This window comes from Mannheimia haemolytica, assembly GCF_004342115.1.
In the GTDB taxonomy this organism is placed as follows: Bacteria; Pseudomonadota; Gammaproteobacteria; order Enterobacterales; family Pasteurellaceae; genus Mannheimia; species Mannheimia haemolytica.
In genome coordinates, this window is record NZ_SMAC01000014.1 from 13,632 (window position 1) to 32,483 (window position 18,852).

Annotated in this window: 16 protein-coding genes and 1 pseudogene; 6 read left to right on the forward strand and 11 right to left on the reverse strand. The window is 41.9% G+C overall.

Translation table 11 applies throughout. The features are described 5' to 3' along the window. Positions 1-222 precede the first annotated feature (222 nt). Complete coding sequence (gene tkt, locus EDC41_RS06475; RefSeq protein WP_006249282.1) at positions 223-2,229, forward strand: transketolase; 2,007 nt, start codon at positions 223-225, stop codon at positions 2,227-2,229. A gap of 122 nt (positions 2,230-2,351) precedes the next feature. Here tkt and EDC41_RS06480 read toward each other — a convergent pair whose 3' ends face one another. Both EDC41_RS06480 and fadR read right to left on the reverse strand, forming a co-directional pair. Further along, positions 2,352-3,422, reverse strand: a complete 1,071-nt coding sequence (locus EDC41_RS06480) for a PhoH family protein (RefSeq protein WP_006250583.1) — start codon at positions 3,420-3,422, stop codon at positions 2,352-2,354. 14 nt (positions 3,423-3,436) lie between these two features. After that, complete coding sequence (fadR, locus tag EDC41_RS06485) at positions 3,437-4,162, reverse strand: fatty acid metabolism transcriptional regulator FadR (RefSeq protein WP_006249279.1); 726 nt, start codon at positions 4,160-4,162, stop codon at positions 3,437-3,439. A 156-nt stretch (positions 4,163-4,318) separates the two neighbouring features. Between fadR and nhaB the strand changes: the two genes are divergently transcribed. From nhaB to metC, 3 genes are all read left to right on the forward strand, one after another. After that, the gene (nhaB, locus tag EDC41_RS06490; RefSeq protein ID WP_006250582.1) at positions 4,319-5,860 is read left to right on the forward strand and encodes a sodium/proton antiporter NhaB; all 1,542 of its coding nucleotides are present in this window, start codon (positions 4,319-4,321) and stop codon (positions 5,858-5,860) included. A 62-nt stretch (positions 5,861-5,922) separates the two neighbouring features. Then, a complete protein-coding gene (dsbB, locus tag EDC41_RS06495) occupies positions 5,923-6,462 on the forward strand; it encodes a disulfide bond formation protein DsbB (protein ID WP_020831255.1) in 540 nt (179 codons plus the stop codon). Positions 6,463-6,520: 58 nt separating this feature from the next. Continuing rightward, positions 6,521-7,711, forward strand: coding sequence for a cystathionine beta-lyase (metC, locus tag EDC41_RS06500; RefSeq protein ID WP_020831254.1), 1,191 nt, complete (start codon positions 6,521-6,523; stop codon positions 7,709-7,711). Positions 7,712-7,771: 60 nt separating this feature from the next. Here metC and EDC41_RS06505 read toward each other — a convergent pair. The 3 genes and pseudogenes from EDC41_RS06505 to EDC41_RS06515 all read right to left on the reverse strand — a co-directional run bounded on the left by EDC41_RS06505 (position 7,772) and on the right by EDC41_RS06515 (position 10,629). Further along, positions 7,772-8,849, reverse strand: a pseudogene (locus tag EDC41_RS06505) (5-methyltetrahydropteroyltriglutamate--homocysteine S-methyltransferase). A 173-nt stretch (positions 8,850-9,022) separates the two neighbouring features. After that, positions 9,023-9,664, reverse strand: a complete 642-nt coding sequence (pyrE, locus tag EDC41_RS06510; RefSeq protein WP_006250576.1) for an orotate phosphoribosyltransferase — start codon at positions 9,662-9,664, stop codon at positions 9,023-9,025. A gap of 122 nt (positions 9,665-9,786) precedes the next feature. After that, positions 9,787-10,629 carry a 23S rRNA (adenine(2030)-N(6))-methyltransferase RlmJ gene (locus EDC41_RS06515; RefSeq protein ID WP_006250575.1) on the reverse strand — a complete coding sequence of 281 codons (843 nt, stop codon included), beginning with the start codon at positions 10,627-10,629 and terminating at the stop codon, positions 9,787-9,789. Between the two features lie 59 nt (positions 10,630-10,688). On the opposite strand from EDC41_RS06515, the gene ampD reads away from it, so the two are divergent. Further along, entirely contained in the window at positions 10,689-11,264 is a 576-nt protein-coding gene (gene ampD / locus EDC41_RS06520; RefSeq protein ID WP_006249272.1) for a 1,6-anhydro-N-acetylmuramyl-L-alanine amidase AmpD, read from the forward strand. Here ampD and rluA read toward each other — a convergent pair. From rluA to EDC41_RS06550, 6 genes are all read right to left on the reverse strand, one after another. Beyond that, complete coding sequence (gene rluA, locus EDC41_RS06525) at positions 11,242-11,910, reverse strand: bifunctional tRNA pseudouridine(32) synthase/23S rRNA pseudouridine(746) synthase RluA (RefSeq protein ID WP_006249271.1); 669 nt, start codon at positions 11,908-11,910, stop codon at positions 11,242-11,244. The two genes, ampD and rluA, sit on opposite strands and share 23 nt — an antisense overlap. Before the next feature lie 11 nt (positions 11,911-11,921). Continuing rightward, positions 11,922-12,164, reverse strand: a complete 243-nt coding sequence (brnA, locus tag EDC41_RS06530; protein WP_006250574.1) for a type II toxin-antitoxin system BrnA family antitoxin — start codon at positions 12,162-12,164, stop codon at positions 11,922-11,924. Beyond that, positions 12,148-12,444 carry a BrnT family toxin gene (locus EDC41_RS06535; protein ID WP_006249269.1) on the reverse strand — a complete coding sequence of 99 codons (297 nt, stop codon included), beginning with the start codon at positions 12,442-12,444 and terminating at the stop codon, positions 12,148-12,150. Before EDC41_RS06535 ends, brnA begins: the two co-directional genes overlap by 17 nt. Positions 12,445-12,570: 126 nt before the next feature. Further along, entirely contained in the window at positions 12,571-15,483 is a 2,913-nt protein-coding gene (gene rapA / locus EDC41_RS06540) for an RNA polymerase-associated protein RapA (protein ID WP_006250573.1), read from the reverse strand. Between the two features lie 160 nt (positions 15,484-15,643). Then, positions 15,644-15,943, reverse strand: a complete 300-nt coding sequence (locus EDC41_RS06545; protein ID WP_006249265.1) for a hypothetical protein — start codon at positions 15,941-15,943, stop codon at positions 15,644-15,646. Positions 15,944-16,063: 120 nt separating this feature from the next. Continuing rightward, positions 16,064-17,389 carry an anti-phage deoxyguanosine triphosphatase gene (locus EDC41_RS06550; protein WP_020831251.1) on the reverse strand — a complete coding sequence of 442 codons (1,326 nt, stop codon included), beginning with the start codon at positions 17,387-17,389 and terminating at the stop codon, positions 16,064-16,066. An 84-nt stretch (positions 17,390-17,473) separates the two neighbouring features. On the opposite strand from EDC41_RS06550, the gene rlmD reads away from it, so the two are divergent. After that, positions 17,474-18,793, forward strand: coding sequence for a 23S rRNA (uracil(1939)-C(5))-methyltransferase RlmD (gene rlmD / locus EDC41_RS06555; protein ID WP_006249263.1), 1,320 nt, complete (start codon positions 17,474-17,476; stop codon positions 18,791-18,793). Positions 18,794-18,852: the final 59 nt, after the last annotated feature.

Below are 18,852 nucleotides of genomic sequence, written 5' to 3' on the forward strand. Positions count from 1 at the left end.
TAGATCAACTACTAAACATTCGCTTTATCAAGAAAATATTGTATTAGGAAAAAACCGTCTATTAAAATCAAATCCAATCAAAACAAATCACAATTTAATCATTTTTTGTGATACAGATCACATTTCTCATTTCCATTTTTGAGTTTTTCTAGCAAAATAGTGTAGAATCCAATTCGATATCCTTTCCATTTTATATAACATTCTCGATTAGGAGTAACACAAATGACAGAACGTAAAGTGCTAGCGAATGCAATTCGTTTTTTAAGTATGGATGCTGTACAAAAAGCTAACTCAGGCCACCCAGGCGCACCAATGGGTATGGCTGATATTGCAGAAGTTTTATGGCGTGATTTTTTAAAACACAATCCAACTAATCCTAAATGGGCAGATCGTGACCGTTTTGTTCTGTCTAACGGACACGGTTCAATGTTAATCTATAGCTTACTTCATTTAACCGGCTATGATCTCTCTATCGAAGATTTAAAACAGTTCCGTCAGTTACATTCTAAAACACCTGGTCACCCTGAATATGGTTATGCACCGGGTGTTGAAACCACCACAGGCCCGTTAGGTCAAGGTATTACCAATGCGGTCGGTATAGCGATTGCGGAAAAAACCCTTGCAGCACAATTTAACCGTGAAGGTCATAAAATTGTCGATCACTACACTTACGCTTTCTTAGGCGATGGCTGTTTAATGGAAGGTATCTCACACGAAGCTTGCTCTCTCGCCGGTACATTAGGCTTAGGCAAACTGATTGCTTTCTACGATGATAACAATATCTCTATCGACGGCCACGTTGATGGTTGGTTCACTGATGATACCGCACAACGCTTTGAGTCTTATGGCTGGCAAGTTATCCGTAATGTCGATGGCCATAACCCAGAACAAATCAAATTTGCGATTGAAAATGCACAAGCCGAAACCGAGCGTCCAACTTTAATTATTTGTAAAACCATTATCGGCTATGGTTCACCAAATAAATCAAACTCTCACGATTGCCACGGTGCGCCATTGGGTGATGCTGAAATCCAAGCCGCTCGTGAATTTTTAGGTTGGGAACATGCCCCATTTGTGATTCCAGCTGAAATTTATACAGAGTGGGATGCAAAAGCAAAAGGTACATTAGCAGAAAAAGATTGGAACGCTAAATTTGCTGCTTATGAAGCGGCATACCCTGAACTAGCCGCTGAATTTAAACGCCGTTACGCAGGCGAATTACCGGCTAACTGGGAAGCTGAAAGCAAAGCTTTTATTGAAAAATTACAAGCAAATCCGGCAACCATTGCAAGCCGTAAAGCATCACAAAATGCAATCGAAGCTTACGCGCCAATCTTACCTGAATTCCTCGGCGGCTCAGCTGACTTAGCAAGCTCTAACTTAACCTTATGGTCTGGCTCAAAACCGATTCGTGCGGAACACAATGTAGATGGTAACTACATCAACTACGGCGTGCGTGAATTCGGTATGTCTGCGATTATGAACGGGATTGCCCTACACGGTGGTTTCATTCCTTACGGTGCAACCTTCTTAATGTTCTACGAATATGCACACAATGCGGTGCGTATGGCAGCCTTAATGAAGCAACGTGCCTTATTTGTTTATACACACGACTCCATCGGTTTAGGTGAAGACGGCCCGACCCACCAACCGGTAGAACAAACTGCTTCATTACGCCAAATTCCAAACTTAGAAACCTGGCGTCCGGCAGACCAAGTAGAATCTGCTGTTGCTTGGAAAGCGGCGGTAGAACGTAAAGACGGCCCGACAGCACTAATCTTTACCCGCCAAAATCTGGCTCAACAACAACGTACTGCGGAGCAATTAGCGAACATCTCTCGTGGTGGCTATATCTTGCGTGAATGTTGCGAAAAAGGCAGTTGCCCGGATTTAATCTTAATTGCAACCGGTTCTGAAGTAGATTTAGCAATGAAAGCCGCTGATGTGTTAGATGCAGAAGGCGTGAAAGTGCGTGTAGTTTCAATGCCAAGCACCAACGTGTTTGACAAACAAGATGAAGCCTATCGTGAATCGGTATTACCACGTTCAGTCACTAAACGTGTGGCGATTGAAGCTCAATTAGCTGACTTCTGGTATAAATATGTCGGCTTTGATGGTCGAATTGTAGGTATGAATAGCTTTGGTGAATCCGCACCAGCAGATCAATTATTCAAACTCTTCGGCTTTACCGTTGAAAACGTGGTTGCTAAAGCAAAAGAAATCTTATAATGAAACAATAAGATAAAGAAAAGCGGGAATTAACTTCCCGCTTTTTTGTTGAACAACTATGATAAGCGGTGAAATTTCAGCGATTTTTTGCAAAAAATTAGCGAAATATGACCGCTTGTAAGCTATAACATTTCAGCTTGAGCAAGAATTTTTTCTTGCTCTAAAGCTAATTTTTCCAGTTTTCGCTGTTCTTTACGCTCTTCATCAACCGCTTCCCACGCATCATAGGCTTGCACAATTTTGGCAACCACAGGGTGGCGGACAATATCTTTGCTGTCAAAGAAATTAAAGCTGAGTTCCGGCACTTCTTTTAGCACTTCCATTGCGTGTTTTAAGCCTGATTTTTGGCTACGGGGCAAATCCACTTGGGTAATATCGCCGGTAATCACCGCTTTGGAATTAAAGCCAATACGGGTTAAGAACATTTTCATTTGCTCGGTAGTCGTGTTTTGGCTTTCATCTAAAATGATGAACGCATCGTTTAAAGTACGCCCTCGCATATAAGCAAGTGGGGCAATTTCAATCACACCACGTTCCATCAACTTTTGAGCTTTTTCAAAGCCAAGCATTTCAAACAGGGCATCATATAACGGGCGTAAGTAAGGCTCAATTTTTTGCCCTAAATCGCCGGGTAAAAAACCGAGCTTTTCACCGGCTTCCACCGCCGGACGGGTAAGTAAAATACGGCGGATTTCTTGGCGTTCAAGCGATTCCACCGCTGCCGCTACCGCTAAAAAGGTTTTGCCTGTGCCAGCAGGCCCGATACCAAAACTGATGTCGTGGCTTAATATATTCCGCAGATAGGCTTGTTGATGTTCGCCACGAGGTTTAATCACCCCTCGCTTGGTTTTAATCGCTATTTCGCCTTGCGAGCCGGCTTGCCATTGGTTTTGTAGTAGCATTCGGCTTTCCTGAATCGCCAAATGTATATCTTCTAAGTCCAATTCCTTAATTTTGCCTTTAATCGGGGCAGTTTCATTATACAGTTGCTTAATCAGCTTCACACTATTTTGAACCAAGGTAGCAGAATAGTGATTGTCATCTTCCGATTGAATCGTAAAGTTGAAGCCTGTTCGAGCAATAATGAGATTAAAACTTTTTTCAATTAAGGCTAAATGCTCATCAAATGCACCACAAAGCGATTGCAGACGAGCATTATCTTGCGGTTCTAAGCTAAAAATAATTTCGTTCAAAATTCTACCTTCTGTTAAAGCTGACCAAAGCTTTCAGGAATATTAGCGGATAATTTTTGCCAAATTTCACCACTAGATTGGCGATTTTTAGCCATACAAGCGGCTGCTTTTTCACTATCTTTTGCAAGACAAGTACATAATAATGAACGGTAAAAGCTTAACGTTAATTGACGATTATTTTCATCAGCAAAGAAAATTTTTGCGACTTGATGATACATTGATTTAAAGCTATTTAGGATCAACGCATACACAGGCTTATTGGCTAAAAAAGTAAATTGTCTGAATAACTTATAATCAAATTCAGCATAAGCAGCTGCTGTATTTTCTAATTCATCTAGTCCATCAAAGAGTTTAGCACTTTCTTCAGGAGCAAGGTAAATCGCTTCTGGAATATAAGCCTCCGCCATACGAGTACGTAATGACACCACATTGGCAATCACCACTGGAAGATAGCTTTTATCTAGCTTAATAATAGTGCCAATAATATTAGGCCCCGAAGTTTCCCAAATATCATTCACTCTTGTTGGCTTGCCGTGCTGAATACTTAACCAACCTTCTCGCGCTAGACGTTGTAGTACTTCACGTAAAGTTGTTCTTGTTACCCCAATGCGCTCTGCTAACTCTCGCTCGGCAGGAAGATCAGAGCCGGCAGGGAAATGATTATTCCAAATACTCTTTACAATATATTCTTCCGCTAACGCTGCCGGGCTTTGCGCTTTTAAAATATCACTGTGACCCATTAATGCCCCCCAAGCAAAAAATATGCTTATCTAAAATCTAACTATTCTTTATTTCTAATCAATTATTGCGACTAAAAAGTTCAGTAATACTATTATCCTTTAATCTAAACTATATTACAATTGTAATATCTGTTTACAAATTTTGAGGTCCTTTATATGAGTAGCATTGATGCTCTGTTCAAAAGTTTCTTAGGAAAAAGCCCCGAGTGGTATAAATTGTGCATTTTGGCATTTTTAATTATCAATCCTCTCATTTATTTCTTTATCAATCCTTTTGTTGCAGGCTGGTTTCTAGTCGCTGAATTTATTTTTACTCTCTCTATGGCATTAAAATGTTATCCATTACAGCCAGGTGGTTTATTAGCGATTGAAGCAGTTGTAATCGGTATGACAAATCCTCACCACATTAAAGAAGAAATTATGGCAAACTTTGATGTTATTCTTCTTTTAATGTTTATGGTTGCCGGTATTTACTTTATGAAGCAATTATTGCTTTATATTTTCACCAAACTGCTTGTCGCCATTCATTCGAAAAAAATTCTTTCCCTTTCTTTCTGCTTAAGCGCTGCTTTTTTATCCGCCTTTCTTGATGCTTTAACGGTTATTGCTGTAATCATTAGCGTTGGAACAGGTTTCTACGGCGTATATCATAAAGTCGCATCAGGTAATAACTTTGAAGATTCTACTGATATTACCAATGATGAAAAAATCATCTCTAATAAAGAAATTTTAGAGCAATTTCGTGGTTTTTTAAGAAGTTTATTGATGCACGCCGGTATTGGCTCAGCTTTAGGTGGCGTAATGACCATGGTGGGAGAACCACAAAACTTAATTATTGCCTCCCAAGCGGAATGGGGATTTATCGAATTCTTACTTAGAGTATTACCAGTTAGCTTACCCGTGTTAATTTGTGGGATTGCGACCTGCTTTCTTGTAGAAAAATATAAATTATTTGGTTATGGAGACAGGCTTCCTAGCAAAGTTTGGGTCGTACTCGCTCGCTATAGCCAACTAAAAGAACAAAAAATGACGAAACAAGATCGCTTAAAGATGCTGGTGCAAGCCATTGCTGGAATTTGGTTAATTATTGGCTTAGCGCTACATCTTGCCGATGTAGGGATTATTGGCTTAACCATCATCATTATTTGCACTGCATTTTGTGGCATTACTGATGAACACACTTTAGGGAAAGCATTCCAAGAATCTATGCCTTTTACTGCATTGCTTATTGTGTTTTTCTCGGTTGTTGCCGTGATTATTGATTTAAAATTATTTGAGCCGATCATTGCCTTTGTGTTATCTGCCGAACCACATTCACAGCTTTCATTATTCTATATTTTCAATGGTTTGCTCTCGATGATTTCAGATAACGTCTTCGTCGGTACTGTTTACATTAATGAAGCTAAAACCGCACTAGATGCCGGCATTATAGATCGTGAGCAGTTCGACCTGATTGCAGTTGCAATTAATACTGGCACAAATCTTCCTTCTGTTGCTACCCCAAACGGACAAGCTGCTTTCTTATTCTTATTAACGTCCTCCTTTGCGCCGTTAATTAAACTGTCTTACGGCAGAATGGTCTATATGGCATTACCTTATACCATTGTTCTATCTATTGTCGGTTTCTTAGGGTTAGAATTCTTACTACCTTCTATGACTGAAGTAATGATAAATTGGGGATGGTTTATTACACGTTAGTTTATAGATAACTCATACCAAATAAGGTAGAATGCCTTAAGTTCACAAAATGAGGAATAACTATGCTCTATTTTTTTAAAAATCTATCACAATCTCGCAGTGCATGGTTTTTACTAATGTTAAGCTGTCTTATACTTGAAGGCACAGCGCTTTATTTCCAACATGGGATGGGATTAGTACCTTGTGTAATGTGTATTTATGAGCGAGTTGCTTTATTTGGTATTTTATTTGCCGGTATTTTAGGATTTCTTGGTAATAGATATGCGATTATTCGCTACTTGGCAATTCTAATTTGGCTTGGTAGCGCATTTAAAGGGCTAATACTTTCAATCAAACACCACGATTATCAGGTCAATCCATCACCATGGAATCAATGCGAATTTAAAGTTAATTTCCCGCAAACCTTGCCGCTTGACCAATGGCTACCACAAGTGTTTGCCCCCGGTCCGGTTAATTGTAGCCAAAGCCAATGGGAAATGTTCGGCTTTTCAATGGCACAATGGCTAATCTTTACTTTTGCGGTTTACTTAATTGTTGCGGTCATTGTGCTAATCAGCCAATTTAAACGTAGCCGTCAAAGAAATAACTTTATGTTTCGTTAATTATTAATAAAGGGGCAAATGTTGATTTGCCCCTATGCATTTTACTTTAGGAAAAGTTATGTCTAACTATAAAAATCTTTCCACCAAACTTGTTCATACAGGGCGTAAAAAACGTAACACACAAGGAGCAGTTAACCCGGTGATTCAGCGTGCTTCATCTTTAGTGTTTGAAACCTTAGAAGAGAAAAAACACGCTACACAAAACCGCTACAAAGGAGCATTATTTTATGGCAGACGTGGCACTCTCACTCATTTTTCATTACAAGAAGCGATGTGTGAATTAGAAGGTGGAGCAGGTTGCTACCTTTACCCTTGCGGTGCGGCGGCAGTCACCAATGCGATTTTAGCTTTTGTGGAACAAGGTGACCACATTTTAATGACAGGCGCAGCTTACGAACCGACACAAGAATTCTGTAATGTGCTGTTAAAACGTATGGGGGTTTCAACTACTTATTATGACCCGATGATTGGTGAAGGCTTGAAAGCCCTTGTGCAACCGAACACCAAAGTGCTTTTTTTAGAATCGCCGAGCTCGCTAACAATGGAAGTGCCTGATATTCCGACTCTCGTGCGTGTTGCTCGTGAAATCAACCCAGAAATCGTGATTATGATCGACAACACTTGGTCTGCCGGTGTGCTGTTCCCTGCTTTAGAATATGGCATTGATATTTCCATTCAAGCCGGCACTAAATATTTAGTCGGGCATTCTGATGTGATGATCGGCACAGCCGTTTCCAATGCTCGTTGTTGGGATAAACTGCGTGAAGGCTCTTATTTAATGGGGCAAATGGTGGATGCTGATTCCGCTTACATCACCGCTCGGGGGCTACGCACCTTAGGCATTCGCTTAAAACAGCACGAACAAAGTAGCATTGCGGTAGCTAACTGGCTGGCTCAACGCCCTGAAGTGAAAGCAGTTTATCACCCGGCGTTGGAAAGCTGCCCGGGGCACGAATTTTTTAAGCGGGATTTTTTAGGTTCAAGCGGTCTATTTTCATTTGAACTTTGCGAAAAGCTCTCGAATGACAAATTAGCCAACTTCCTAGAGCATTTTGAACTGTTTTCAATGGCGTATTCTTGGGGTGGGTTTGAATCGCTGATTCTTGCCAACCAGCCGGAAGAAATTGCCAAAATCCGTCCGTCTATTGAGCGAAAACTAACGGGTACATTAATTCGCATTCACGTTGGCTTGGAAGCGGTGGAAGATTTAATTGCCGATTTAGAACAAGGTTTTAACCGTATTCGCTAAATGGCTTGAATTGCAAAAAATTAACAAAAAATGCCCGCTTGTTGCGGGCATTTTCTCACATTAATCTTCGCCCCAAACTTCTTTGGCAATTTCTTCCACAAAGCGGACTTTCGCCCACTGTTGTGCTTCTGACATTATATTGCCCTCTTCGGTTGAGGCAAAACCACATTGCGGACTGAGACAAAGCTGCTCTAACGGCACATATTTTGCCGCCTCTTGAATACGGGCTTTAACCGCTTCTTTATCTTCCAATTCAGGGAATTTTGAGCTAATTAAGCCCAACACCACACGCCCTTTGTTGTTGGCAAAATGTTTTAACGGCTCAAAACCGCCTGAATGCTCATCATCATATTCTAAGAAATAGCCGTCATAGTTGGTTTGAGCAAATAAGCCGTCTGCAATCGGATCATAAGCCCCTGTCAATAAATAAGAAGATTTATAGTTGCCTCGGCAAACGTGGGTGGTAATGGTTAAATCTTCCGGCTTATCGGCAAGAATGGCTTGAATATTCGCCACCGCTTGAGCTTTATCGGCTTCAAATGTCGGTTGACCAACGTTATTACACAACGACCCCCAATAGACATCATCAATTTGCAAATAACGACAGCCGGCATCATAGAACGCTTTAATCGCCTCTTTATAAGCCTGTTGCACATCTTTGGCAAATTCCTCACGGTTTGGGTAAATGCCGTGATCCCACTGAATCGGGTACATTAATTGGTTTGGACTTGGAATGGTAAATTTCACCACCGCACGACCACCTACAATCGCATTGAATTTTTTGAAATGCTCAATAAAAGGGTGATTCGGATTCCAAGACACTTTACCGCAACAACGTGTATTATAAAACCCCTTTAAACGCATAGGCTTTTTCCGGCACATAGCCTTCAATGCCGTTCAGATTTTCCAAGAAATCAATATGCCACCAAGAGCGGTGATATTCGCCGTCTGTAACAACTTGAATGCCCGCATCTAATTGAGCTTGTACTAATTTTTTCACTTCCGCTTCTACAATTTCATCACGTTGTTCGAGGGAAATGTTGCCTGCTTTATAGTCTGCGTGAGCTTTTTTCCAAGCATCGGAACGCAAATATGAGCCAACGGTGTCTGCGTGAAAAGGTAATTTTTGATGTGCCATTTTAGTTCTCCAACTCCTGTATTACAGGAGTTTATCCTAAGCCAATTAGCTAAAGCTCACAATCAATTTATCGGCTTTTTAATTGAAAAAATCTCACCAAAAGATGAAAGTGATTCATAATGGTGAGATTAGAGAGTGACAAGCGGTGAGTTTTTGCTGTTTTTTTGCAAAAGTTAAACACCGTATTTTTCACGATATTCACGCATTTTCGGCAAATAAGGAGCGTATTGTGGCGACGTTTCAATAAATGCTACCAAATCATCAAAATCCACAATCGAGAAAACTTGGCAATCGTAATCACGTTCGACTTCTTGAATCGCAGACAACTCGCCCTTGCCTTTCTCTTTACGGTTTAACGCAATCAGCACACCGGCAAGCTGGGCATTATTGGCATTGATAATTTCCATCGACTCACGAATTGCCGTGCCTGCGGTAATCACATCGTCCACCAGCAAAATCTTGCCCGTTAAGGGAGAACCGATTAAATTACCGCCTTCACCGTGATCTTTTGCCTCTTTGCGGTTAAAGCAACAAGGTTTATCCACATCGAACAGGTTGGCTAGTGCCACGGCAACCGTGGTTGCAATCGGAATGCCTTTATAAGCCGGCCCGAATAACACATCATACTCAATGCCGCTGGCTTGAATGGCTTTGGCGTAATATTCGCCTAATTTGGCTAAATCGCGCCCGGTGTTAAAAAGCCCAGCATTGAAAAAATAGGGGCTGATTCTGCCTGATTTTAAGGTAAATTCGCCAAATTTCAGCACATTGCGACTTAAGGCAAATTCAATAAAGTCGTGTTTGTATTGTTGCATCGTTTTTTCCTTTTATATTTCCCCCACTTCTTGATAAGACAAGCGGTTATTTTTCTAAAAAATATTGCAAATCAGAATTTATGATGGCGCAAGCGTCCACGCTTGTGCTATCCGTATTTAATTTACTCAGGCGTAATCCACTCCACCTTCCAAGAACCTGTTCCTTCCGGCACAAGCACCTCGGTTAAATATGGCAGGATTTTTTTCATCTGGGTTTCAAGCTGCCACGGTGGGTTGATCACAATCATACCACTTGCCGTCATTCCACGTTGGTCGCTATCAGGACGAACGGCAAGCTCAATTTGTAGAATTTTGCGAATGCCGGTATCCATTAAACCTCGCACTATACGTTTGGTATGTTGGCGAAGCACCACCGGATACCAAATGGCATACACACCAGTGGCAAACCGTTTGTAGCCCTCTTCTATCGCTTTAACCACCAATTCATAATCTTCTTTTAATTCATAAGGTGGATCAATCAACACAAAACCTCGACGCTCTTTAGGCGGCTGGGCGGATTTTAATTGTTGAAAGCCATTTTCTCGCTTGGTTTGCACATTTTTCGCTTTGGCAAATTCTTGTCGTAACAGCGGAAAATCATTGGGGTGAAGTTCGGTAAGAATGGCTCGGTCTTGCTCACGCAGTTGCTGTACCGCCAATAATGGGGAGCCTGCGTAATACTTTAACTTGCCGCCACGGTTTAATTTTTTCAGCTCATCAATATAGAATGCCACTTCTTCCGGTAAATCATCACGCTCCCATAAACGGGCAACACCCTCTAAATATTCGCCTGTTTTTTCCGATTCAAAACTTAACAGACTATAACGCCCCACACCGGAGTGAGTATCAAGATATAAAAAACCTTTTTCTTTTTCTTTTAATGCTCGCAAGATCAAAAGCTGGACAATGTGTTTTAGCACATCAGCGTGGTTGCCTGCGTGGAAACTGTGGCGATAACTTAACATATTCTTCTCTTTTTCTAGTAAAATGAGCCATATTTTAACGTATTCACCCTATTTAGACTATGCCAAATTTAAAAATCGAACAGGGCTGTTTAACCGGTCAAAAACAAGTGCCGTCTCCGCATTTTAGCCAACGTCCTGATCAAGAGGATATTTCCTTGTTGGTTATTCACTACATCAGCTTACCGCCGGAAGAATTTGGTGGAAATTTTATCGATCTGTTTTTCCAAGGTAAACTCGAACCAACCGCTCACCCTTATTTTGAAGAAATCAAAGATCTACGGGTTTCCGCCCATTGTTTGATTAATAGGGAGGGGGAAATCACGCAATATGTGAATTTTAACGATATGGCGTGGCACGCCGGCGTCTCTTGTTTTGAAGGGCGGGAGAAATGCAATGAATATTCGATTGGCATTGAACTGGAAGGCAGTAATAATCAGCCGTTTACTCAAGCTCAATACCAATCTTTGGCAAATTTGACCAAAGCCATTCAGCAAAGCTATCCACAAATTACCGATGAACGCATCACCGGGCATTGCCATATTGCCCCGGAACGGAAAATCGACCCGGGGCAATATTTTGATTGGGCATATTACAAACACCTACTGAACGAGGCTAAAAAGTCGGCTCAGCAGTAAACGTCATCAACTCCCTTGTAATCGGGTGAGTAATTGTTAGTGACTCCGCGTGCAAACATAAACGGGGCGATAAACTTTTTGCCAGCGGATTAGCATAAAACTTATCGCCAATAATCGGGTGACCTAACGCAAGGCTATGTACTCGTAGCTGATGCGAACGCCCCGTGATAGGCGTGAGTTTTACTCTCGCTATATTATTCGGATAATGAGCTAACACTTCATAATGGGTAATGGCTTTTTTGCCTCGTTCATAGCAAATTTTCTGGCGGGGGCGATTTTCCCAATCGCAAATCAGCGGAAAATTCATTTCGCCCTTATCCCCAACTTTTTCACCTAATTTGCCCCAAAGTAACGCAATATAGTGTTTTTTCGGTTCACGTTCCCGAAATTGGCGTTTTAGTTCTTTTTCCGCCGCTTTGCTTAGGGCGAACAAAAGAATACCGCTTGTTGCCATATCCAAACGATGAGCCGGTTCGGTAAAGCCATATTTTTGCTGTACTCGAGTCATTGCACTGTCGTAATATTCGGGACGATTGCCCGGCACCGATAATAAACCACTAGGCTTATTAATTACTAAAATATGGTTATCCCGATAAACCTCATCTAAAAATGGTTCTAATGGAGGGTTATATTCAATTAATGCCATTTGCCACTCGCTTACCTAGGTGATTGAACCGGTAATTTTTCCGCAATCCACATTTTACTCAAGGCTTGGCGAGGCACACCTAAATGTCTGGCTTGCTTATCTAACGCTTCTACCATCCAATTTGGGAAATCAACATTCACCCTTTTCATTTGCCCCGGGCGATGAGCGGTAGAAAGATCGCAGTATTGTAAAATATCTTCTTTGCCTTCATCGAAGATACGTTCTAATTCTTCGGCACTAATGGTATTTCTCATAGTATGAGATCTCTTTTTTACGGGAACGTCTAACTGAAATTAAACGAATAACATCATTTCTTGGTGTAAAAAACGCTGTCCAATATTTATCATAAATCTTGCCAATCAGGAAATAGCGTAATTCGGGTTCAATGCAAGCCTCCAGTACAACTTTTCGTTCATCTTCCCAAAGCAACTTTGCCTGTTCAAAATCAATACCATATTTGGCTAAATTAATTTGGCTTTTGTTCGGGTCGTATTCAAACAATAACGGCACAGCATATTGCAAATCTATATACATAATATTCCTTTTTTATACCTTTTACAATATGAGGAATAGCATAAATAATCTGCAAGGATGACACAAAATAGAAAAGTGATTTTTTCGACATAGATCGAAAAAATCACTTTTCGTACTTGCAAAAAATTACGCTTTATTACTTACAATCACTCGCAAGCTATCTAAGCGATAATTTGCCGTTTCAAGTTGGGCAAGGGAAGCGTTAAGCTGTTGTTCTAAGGCTTCAACTTCATCGGCTCGAATATTTTTATTCACCATTTTGAGTGATTCCAAGCGGTGTAATTCTGCTTTTAATTTGCTATTTGCCTCAAATTTGGCAGTTTCAATCACCTGTTGGACCTGAGGTTCTACCGCTTTTTCACTCGCTTTAATTAATTTTTCAATATCCGCTCGAGCCATTTTGGCAATTTTATTTGCCATCTGTTTATTCACCGGTTTTAATTGGCGTTCAAGCCCGGCAAAAGAGACCTGCGGAGCAATATTGTTGCCTTTGTTATCCACTAAAACCCGAATCGGGGTTGGCGGTAGGAAACGGGTTAAATTTAGCCCTTTCGGTGCTTGTGCTTCCACCACATAAAGCGCCTCAAGTAATAATGTACCGGCAGGCAATTTATTATTCACCAGCAATGAGATTGCTGATTTGCCAATATCGCCGGAGGTGATTAAATCAATACCATTGCGGATCATCGGGTGATCCCAAGTGAGAAATTCCACCTCTTCCCGCATTAACGCCAGTTCACGATTAAAGGTAATGGTCGTGCCATCTTCCGATAGCCCCGGGAAATCAGGCACAAGCATATGTCCGGTTGGGCTAATCACAATGCTCTGCTCGCCTAAATCTTCCTGTTCAACGCCAATCACATCAAACAAACTCAAGGCAAAATTAACCAACTGCGGATTATTATCTTCTTTCGCAATATCATTAGCGAGCTGTTGAGCTGCTTCTCCGCCATTAGAATTCAGTTCTAATAATCTGTCCTGTCCTTTCTCCAGTTCGGCTTTCAAATACTGTTGGCGTTTATAGGTTTTCGCAACAAAATCATCAAATTGGGCTGAAAGTTCAGATTTTTGCAGGAATTGTTGCAATTCTTCACCTAATTCACGGAAGATCGCTGTTCCCATCGGGCAGGTTTCTTCAAACGCATTCAAGCCCTTGTGATACCACTCTGCCAACATCTGTTGAGCCGATAAATTAAAGCAAGGCACATAAATCTGAATGTCATTTTTCTGTCCGATACGATCTAATCGCCCAATACTTTGCTCCAATAAATCCGGGTTATCCGGCAAATTAAACAGCACTAAATCTTTAGCAAATTGGAAATTTCGCCCTTCTGAACCGATGCTTGAACTAATCAGCACCTGAGCGCCTTCTTCTTGTTGAGCAAAATAGGCGGCAGCTTTGTCACGTTCAACAATCGACATTTTCTCGTGGAAAACGGCAGAACGAATCGCCTCACGCTCACGCAAAACTTGCTCCAAAGCAATCGCAGTGTCCGCCTGTTTGCAGATCACCAGCACTTTTTCATCACGATGATTTTTTAAGAAAGTGATGAGCCAATCAATCCGAGGGTCGAATTCAGCCCATTTCGCATTCGGGTTCATTCGTTGGAACAAATATTCAGGATAGAGCAAATCACTTTGGCTCACACTCCCCATCATTCCCATCACTTTTAACGCATTTTGGTATTGTTTCGGCATTTCTAGGCTGATTTGGTGGTATTCCCGATGTGGGAAGCCTTTCACTCCCTGACGGGTATTTCTAAACAACACCCGGCTGGTTCCATGGCGGTCAATTAGCTCACTAATCAGCTCTTGACGGGCTTGCAAGCGGTCATTTTCGTCCGATTTTTTGCTATTAATTGCACGGAACATCGGCTCGGTATCTTGCTCGCTTAACAGCTCCGCAATCGCATTCTGCTCGTCATTACTTAGCGGTTTATCGCTTAATAAGCTACTCACCGCATCTGCCACCGGTTTATACTGTGCTTGCTCCTGTACAAACTCGGCATAATCATAAAAACGATCCGAATCTAACAACGCCAAGCGGGCAAAATGGCTCTCTTGCCCTAATTGCTCCGGTGTTGCCGTTAAAAGCAAGACGGCAGGAATTTGTTGAGATAAACGCTCTACCAACTGATAGCCGATAGAAGATTCGGTTTCCGACCATTCTAAATGGTGAGCTTCATCAACAATTAATAGATCCCAGTCGGCAGCAAGCACTTGATTGGCTCGTTGCGGTGAGGTTTCCAGCCAGTTTAGTGAAGTAATGACTAACGCTTCGCTCTCAAATGGATTTTCACTTACATCATCGCCATTTTCATCTTGTTTATCAAAATCACTACAACGTTCTTCATCGAATAACGAGAATTTCAGATTAAAACGGCGAAGCATTTCCACCAACCATTGGTGTTGCAAACTTTCCGGCACTAATACCAATACTCGTTCTGCTCTGCCCGAAAATAGCTGTTGTTGCAAAATCATACCGGCTTCAATAGTTTTACCCAGTCCCACTTCATCGGCTAATAGCACACGAGGAGCAAGGCGTTGCCCGACTTCTTTTGCAATATGTAATTGATGTGGAATCAGGCTGGCTCGAATGCCTCGCAAACCACGCAGTGGCGACTGATATTGCGCTTGCTGGTGCTGCAAAGCGTTAAAGCGTAATGCAAAGCGATCTGAGCGATCAATCTGAGCCGAAAAAAGGCGGTCTTGCGGTTTGCTGAAACTGATTTTATGATCGAGCAACATTTCAGGCAGTACCGCTTCTTCACCGTTATCCACCCTTTTGCCCAAATAGATTACGGCACCTTGATTTTCCACAACCTCTGAAACCTCTAACTGCCAGCCATCTATACTGTTAATTCTATCTCCGGCTTGAAACTGCACTCGAGTTAAAGGTGCAACTGCAATTGCATAGACCCGCTCTTCTTCCGCTGCCGGGAAATTGATAGTGACAGTGCGATGATCCACCGAAGTCACGATTCCCAAACCTAAATTATTTTCCGATTCACTTAGCCAACGCTGACCGACTAAAAACATTTTTTCCTCTAAGTAATAAGTAAAAGCATCATTATTGTCATTTAAACGGCTATTTTACCAAATTCCGGGACCGGTCGGCTTGAGTATTTTTGCAAAAAAGCACAATAAAAAGACCGCTTGTGCGGTTAAATCACACAAGCGGTCGTTTTAAGGGGTAAATTTAGTTTTTATCTAAATCTAGATCTGCCTTATATTCAATCCGATTTCTACCTTTTACTTCAATTTCAATATCCAGCTCTTGGTCACCACGTTTGAATTTTAAATCAGCATCATCTCTATGAATATCAGATTCTACTAAATGGAAACCTTTACGTTTAGCGTGGGCGATCGCACTTTTCGCTAAGCCACGAACATCATTACCACTGACACGATATTCTACTTCAAACTCACCATTACCTTGACGATCTGCTTTAACTAATTCGCCACGAGGCTGATAAATTTCACTTGGAAGAAACCGCAAATGCTGTTGCAGAAGCCAAAGTTGCTAATACTAAAAGACCTTTAGAAACAGTTTTCATTGAAATCTCCTATTAAATAAATGAAACCTATTACTGAGACCTTGCAAAATTAACAAAGTTCATTATAAACTTTCAAAAAGTTTAAACGCCTGCCCATCAGACATACCGGCTAAATAGTCGCAAATTACCCTTGCACGCTTAGATTCTTCCGCATTTTTCCAACGTTCCCGCACATTATTAGGGAGTAATCGCATCGGATCACTGCTTAAAATATCGAACAATTCCATTAGAATGCGTTGCCCCTTGCGTTCCACCCGCTGGGTTTTGGCATCACAAATCACATATTGATACACAAAATCTTTCAAGATTTTCAGCACACAGGCAACACTTTCCGGTAAATAGGCATTATAACGTAGCAACGGCTCGTCAAATTCAGGCAGAGCTTTCCAACGCACATTGGTAATAAAATGATTCACTAATGCCCCGATCACATCTTTTCGCTCGTAGCGGTGCTGAGAAAAGAGCTTTTCCCGAATCTCCGGCAGGCGTTGTTTCACCCAATCGGATTGGCACTCCGCCAGCAATTTTTCCGCATTTTGCCACGATTGCGGTGTGACCATTCCACCTACAATCGCATCTTCCAAATCGTGTACGCCATAGGCAATATCGTCCGCTAGTTCCATTATGCTGCAATCGAGAGATTTATATTGCGTTTTGTTTGGCTGTTTCGGATCTTGATTGGGCTGAACCGTGCAAAATTGGCGTCGGTCTTTTTCACTTAACGGGGCTAATACCCACTCAAAAAAGTGGTTGTCGTCATCAAAAATCCCTTTGCTCTGTGGAAAATGGTGCAAATTAATATGCCGAGCCTCGCTCATTTCTGCCGGCTCAATCGGCGAGGTTTGAGACAAGAGTGCCGGATATTTCATTACCCCCAGTAAGGTGCGACGGGTCAGATTCATTCCGGCTGTTTCGGTGTAAGGCTCAAGCTGGGTCATAATCCGAAAGGATTGAGCATTACCCTCGAAGCCGCCAAAGGCGTACATTTTATAATTTAACGCCATTTCACCACCGTGCCCGAACGGAGGGTGCCCGAGATCGTGGGCAAAACAAAGGGATTCCACCAAGCTATGATCCGGCAATAAAGCGGTCAGATTTGCCATATTTTTTGCAAATTCCTGCTCCGAACAGACCGCTTGAAAGCCTTCCACATCCGCTAATAATTTTTCTCGCAAACTGCTACCGATTTGAGCCACTTCCAACGAATGGGTTAAACGGGTTCGATAAAAATCATCTTCCCCCACGGCGTGAATTTGCGTTTTCGCCTGCAAACAGCGAAAAGCCTCCGAATGCAATAACCTTGCCCGATCCCGCTGAAAAGGCGAGCGGTGATCTTGTTCCCGTTTTTTATCCGCCAAATAACGTTCATTCCAAACCGATGAAATCATATTGCCTCCATTTTCCGCCAACTGCTTTTCTTATATAATCTCCCCATTTCGACACTTTATATCATAACAATTCATCTGAAAACAATGGCGATTTTTTATTCTGAAAAATCGGCAAAAAAACCGATAAAATCACCCGCTTGTCAAAAGGCAACTATTCAATCGTTAGATTATCAAGGCTTAGGGATTGCCAAAATCAACGGCAAAACTTGGTTTATCGAAAATGCCCTGCCTGATGAGCAGGTGGAATTTAAAGTGTTGGAAGAGAAACGCCAATACGGACGTGGACAAGCGGTTAAAATTCTTAAAAAATCTGCAAATCGGCGAATGCCAAGCTGCGAACTTTACGGGCAATGCGGTGGCTGCCAAATGCAGCATATTTCGCTTGAACTGCAACGTAAGGCAAAACAACAGGCTTTATTCCAACGCTTACAGAAATTGCAAACCCACGCTATTGATGTTCAGCCGATGATTATCGGCAACGATAAACACTACCGCCGTCGGGCAAAATTAAGCATTGCGATCCAGCAAGGCAAGGCGGTAATCGGCTTTCGTTTGCAAAATTCCAACCAAATTATACCGCTTGCACACTGTGAAGTGCTAGTTGAACCGCTTGCCAATTTGCTCCCAAAATTAAAACACCTGATTGAAAACTGGCAACAGCCGAAAAAATTGGGGCATATTGAGCTGGTCAGTGCGGACAATACCATTGCCCTATTTTTCCGCCATTTAGGGGCATTATCGGCGCAAGATAACCACAATTTGCGTCAATTCGCCACACAAGAGCAATTATCTCTTTTTGTGATGACTAGCGAAAATCACATTGAGCATCTGTGCGGTGAACGCCCGTATTATCAAATTCAGGGTCTAAAGTTGCATTTTTCAATTCGGGATTTTATTCAGGTGAATGCCACGCTCAATGAAAAAATGGTGGAAAAAGCCCTTGAGTGGCTGGAATTATCCAACCAAGATCGAGTGTTAGATCTCTTCTGTGGAATGGGGAATTTTACCTTGCCTATTGCTGAGCGAGCGAAATCGGTGGTCGGTGTGGAAGGGGTAGAACCAATGGTGCAACAAGCCCGAGAGAATGCGGTGACAAGCGGTCTAAAAAATGTGGAATTTTACCAAACCAATTTAGATGAGCCGTTTTCTGACAAACCTTGGGCAAAAGAGCCGTTTAACAAGGTACTACTCGACCCGGCACGCAACGGAGCACTATTTTGCCTAGATCACTTGACATCACTCAATCCTGAGCGGATTGTTTATGTCTCTTGCAATCCGGCAACACTGGTGCGAGATGCCGAAAAACTGTTGCAACTAGGCTACAGGCTAGAAAAAGCGGCAATGATTGATATGTTCCCCCACACCGGGCATTTGGAATCTATTTCGCTGTTTTTAAAATCTTAGTAGATATTGCCCCGATGGTGCGAGCGTCCACGCTCGTACCACACAAGCGGTTAATTCTG

Bases quoted from the DNA above. Each gene is read 5' to 3' on its own strand.
- tkt (WP_006249282.1), top strand. From the start codon at position 223: ATGACAGAACGTAAAGTGCTAGCGAATGCAATTCGTTTTTTAAGTATG.
- fadR (WP_006249279.1), bottom strand. From the start codon at position 4,162: ATGGGTCACAGTGATATTTTAAAAGCGCAAAGCCCGGCAGCGTTAGCG.
- nhaB (WP_006250582.1), top strand. From the start codon at position 4,319: ATGAGTAGCATTGATGCTCTGTTCAAAAGTTTCTTAGGAAAAAGCCCC.
- dsbB (WP_020831255.1), top strand. From the start codon at position 5,923: ATGCTCTATTTTTTTAAAAATCTATCACAATCTCGCAGTGCATGGTTT.
- metC (WP_020831254.1), top strand. From the start codon at position 6,521: ATGTCTAACTATAAAAATCTTTCCACCAAACTTGTTCATACAGGGCGT.
- pyrE (WP_006250576.1), bottom strand. From the start codon at position 9,664: ATGCAACAATACAAACACGACTTTATTGAATTTGCCTTAAGTCGCAAT.
- EDC41_RS06515 (WP_006250575.1), bottom strand. From the start codon at position 10,629: ATGTTAAGTTATCGCCACAGTTTCCACGCAGGCAACCACGCTGATGTG.
- ampD (WP_006249272.1), top strand. From the start codon at position 10,689: ATGCCAAATTTAAAAATCGAACAGGGCTGTTTAACCGGTCAAAAACAA.
- rluA (WP_006249271.1), bottom strand. From the start codon at position 11,910: ATGGCATTAATTGAATATAACCCTCCATTAGAACCATTTTTAGATGAG.
- brnA (WP_006250574.1), bottom strand. From the start codon at position 12,164: ATGAGAAATACCATTAGTGCCGAAGAATTAGAACGTATCTTCGATGAA.
- EDC41_RS06535 (WP_006249269.1), bottom strand. From the start codon at position 12,444: ATGTATATAGATTTGCAATATGCTGTGCCGTTATTGTTTGAATACGAC.
- rapA (WP_006250573.1), bottom strand. From the start codon at position 15,483: ATGTTTTTAGTCGGTCAGCGTTGGCTAAGTGAATCGGAAAATAATTTA.
- EDC41_RS06550 (WP_020831251.1), bottom strand. From the start codon at position 17,389: ATGATTTCATCGGTTTGGAATGAACGTTATTTGGCGGATAAAAAACGG.
- rlmD (WP_006249263.1), top strand. From the start codon at position 17,474: ATGGCGATTTTTTATTCTGAAAAATCGGCAAAAAAACCGATAAAATCA.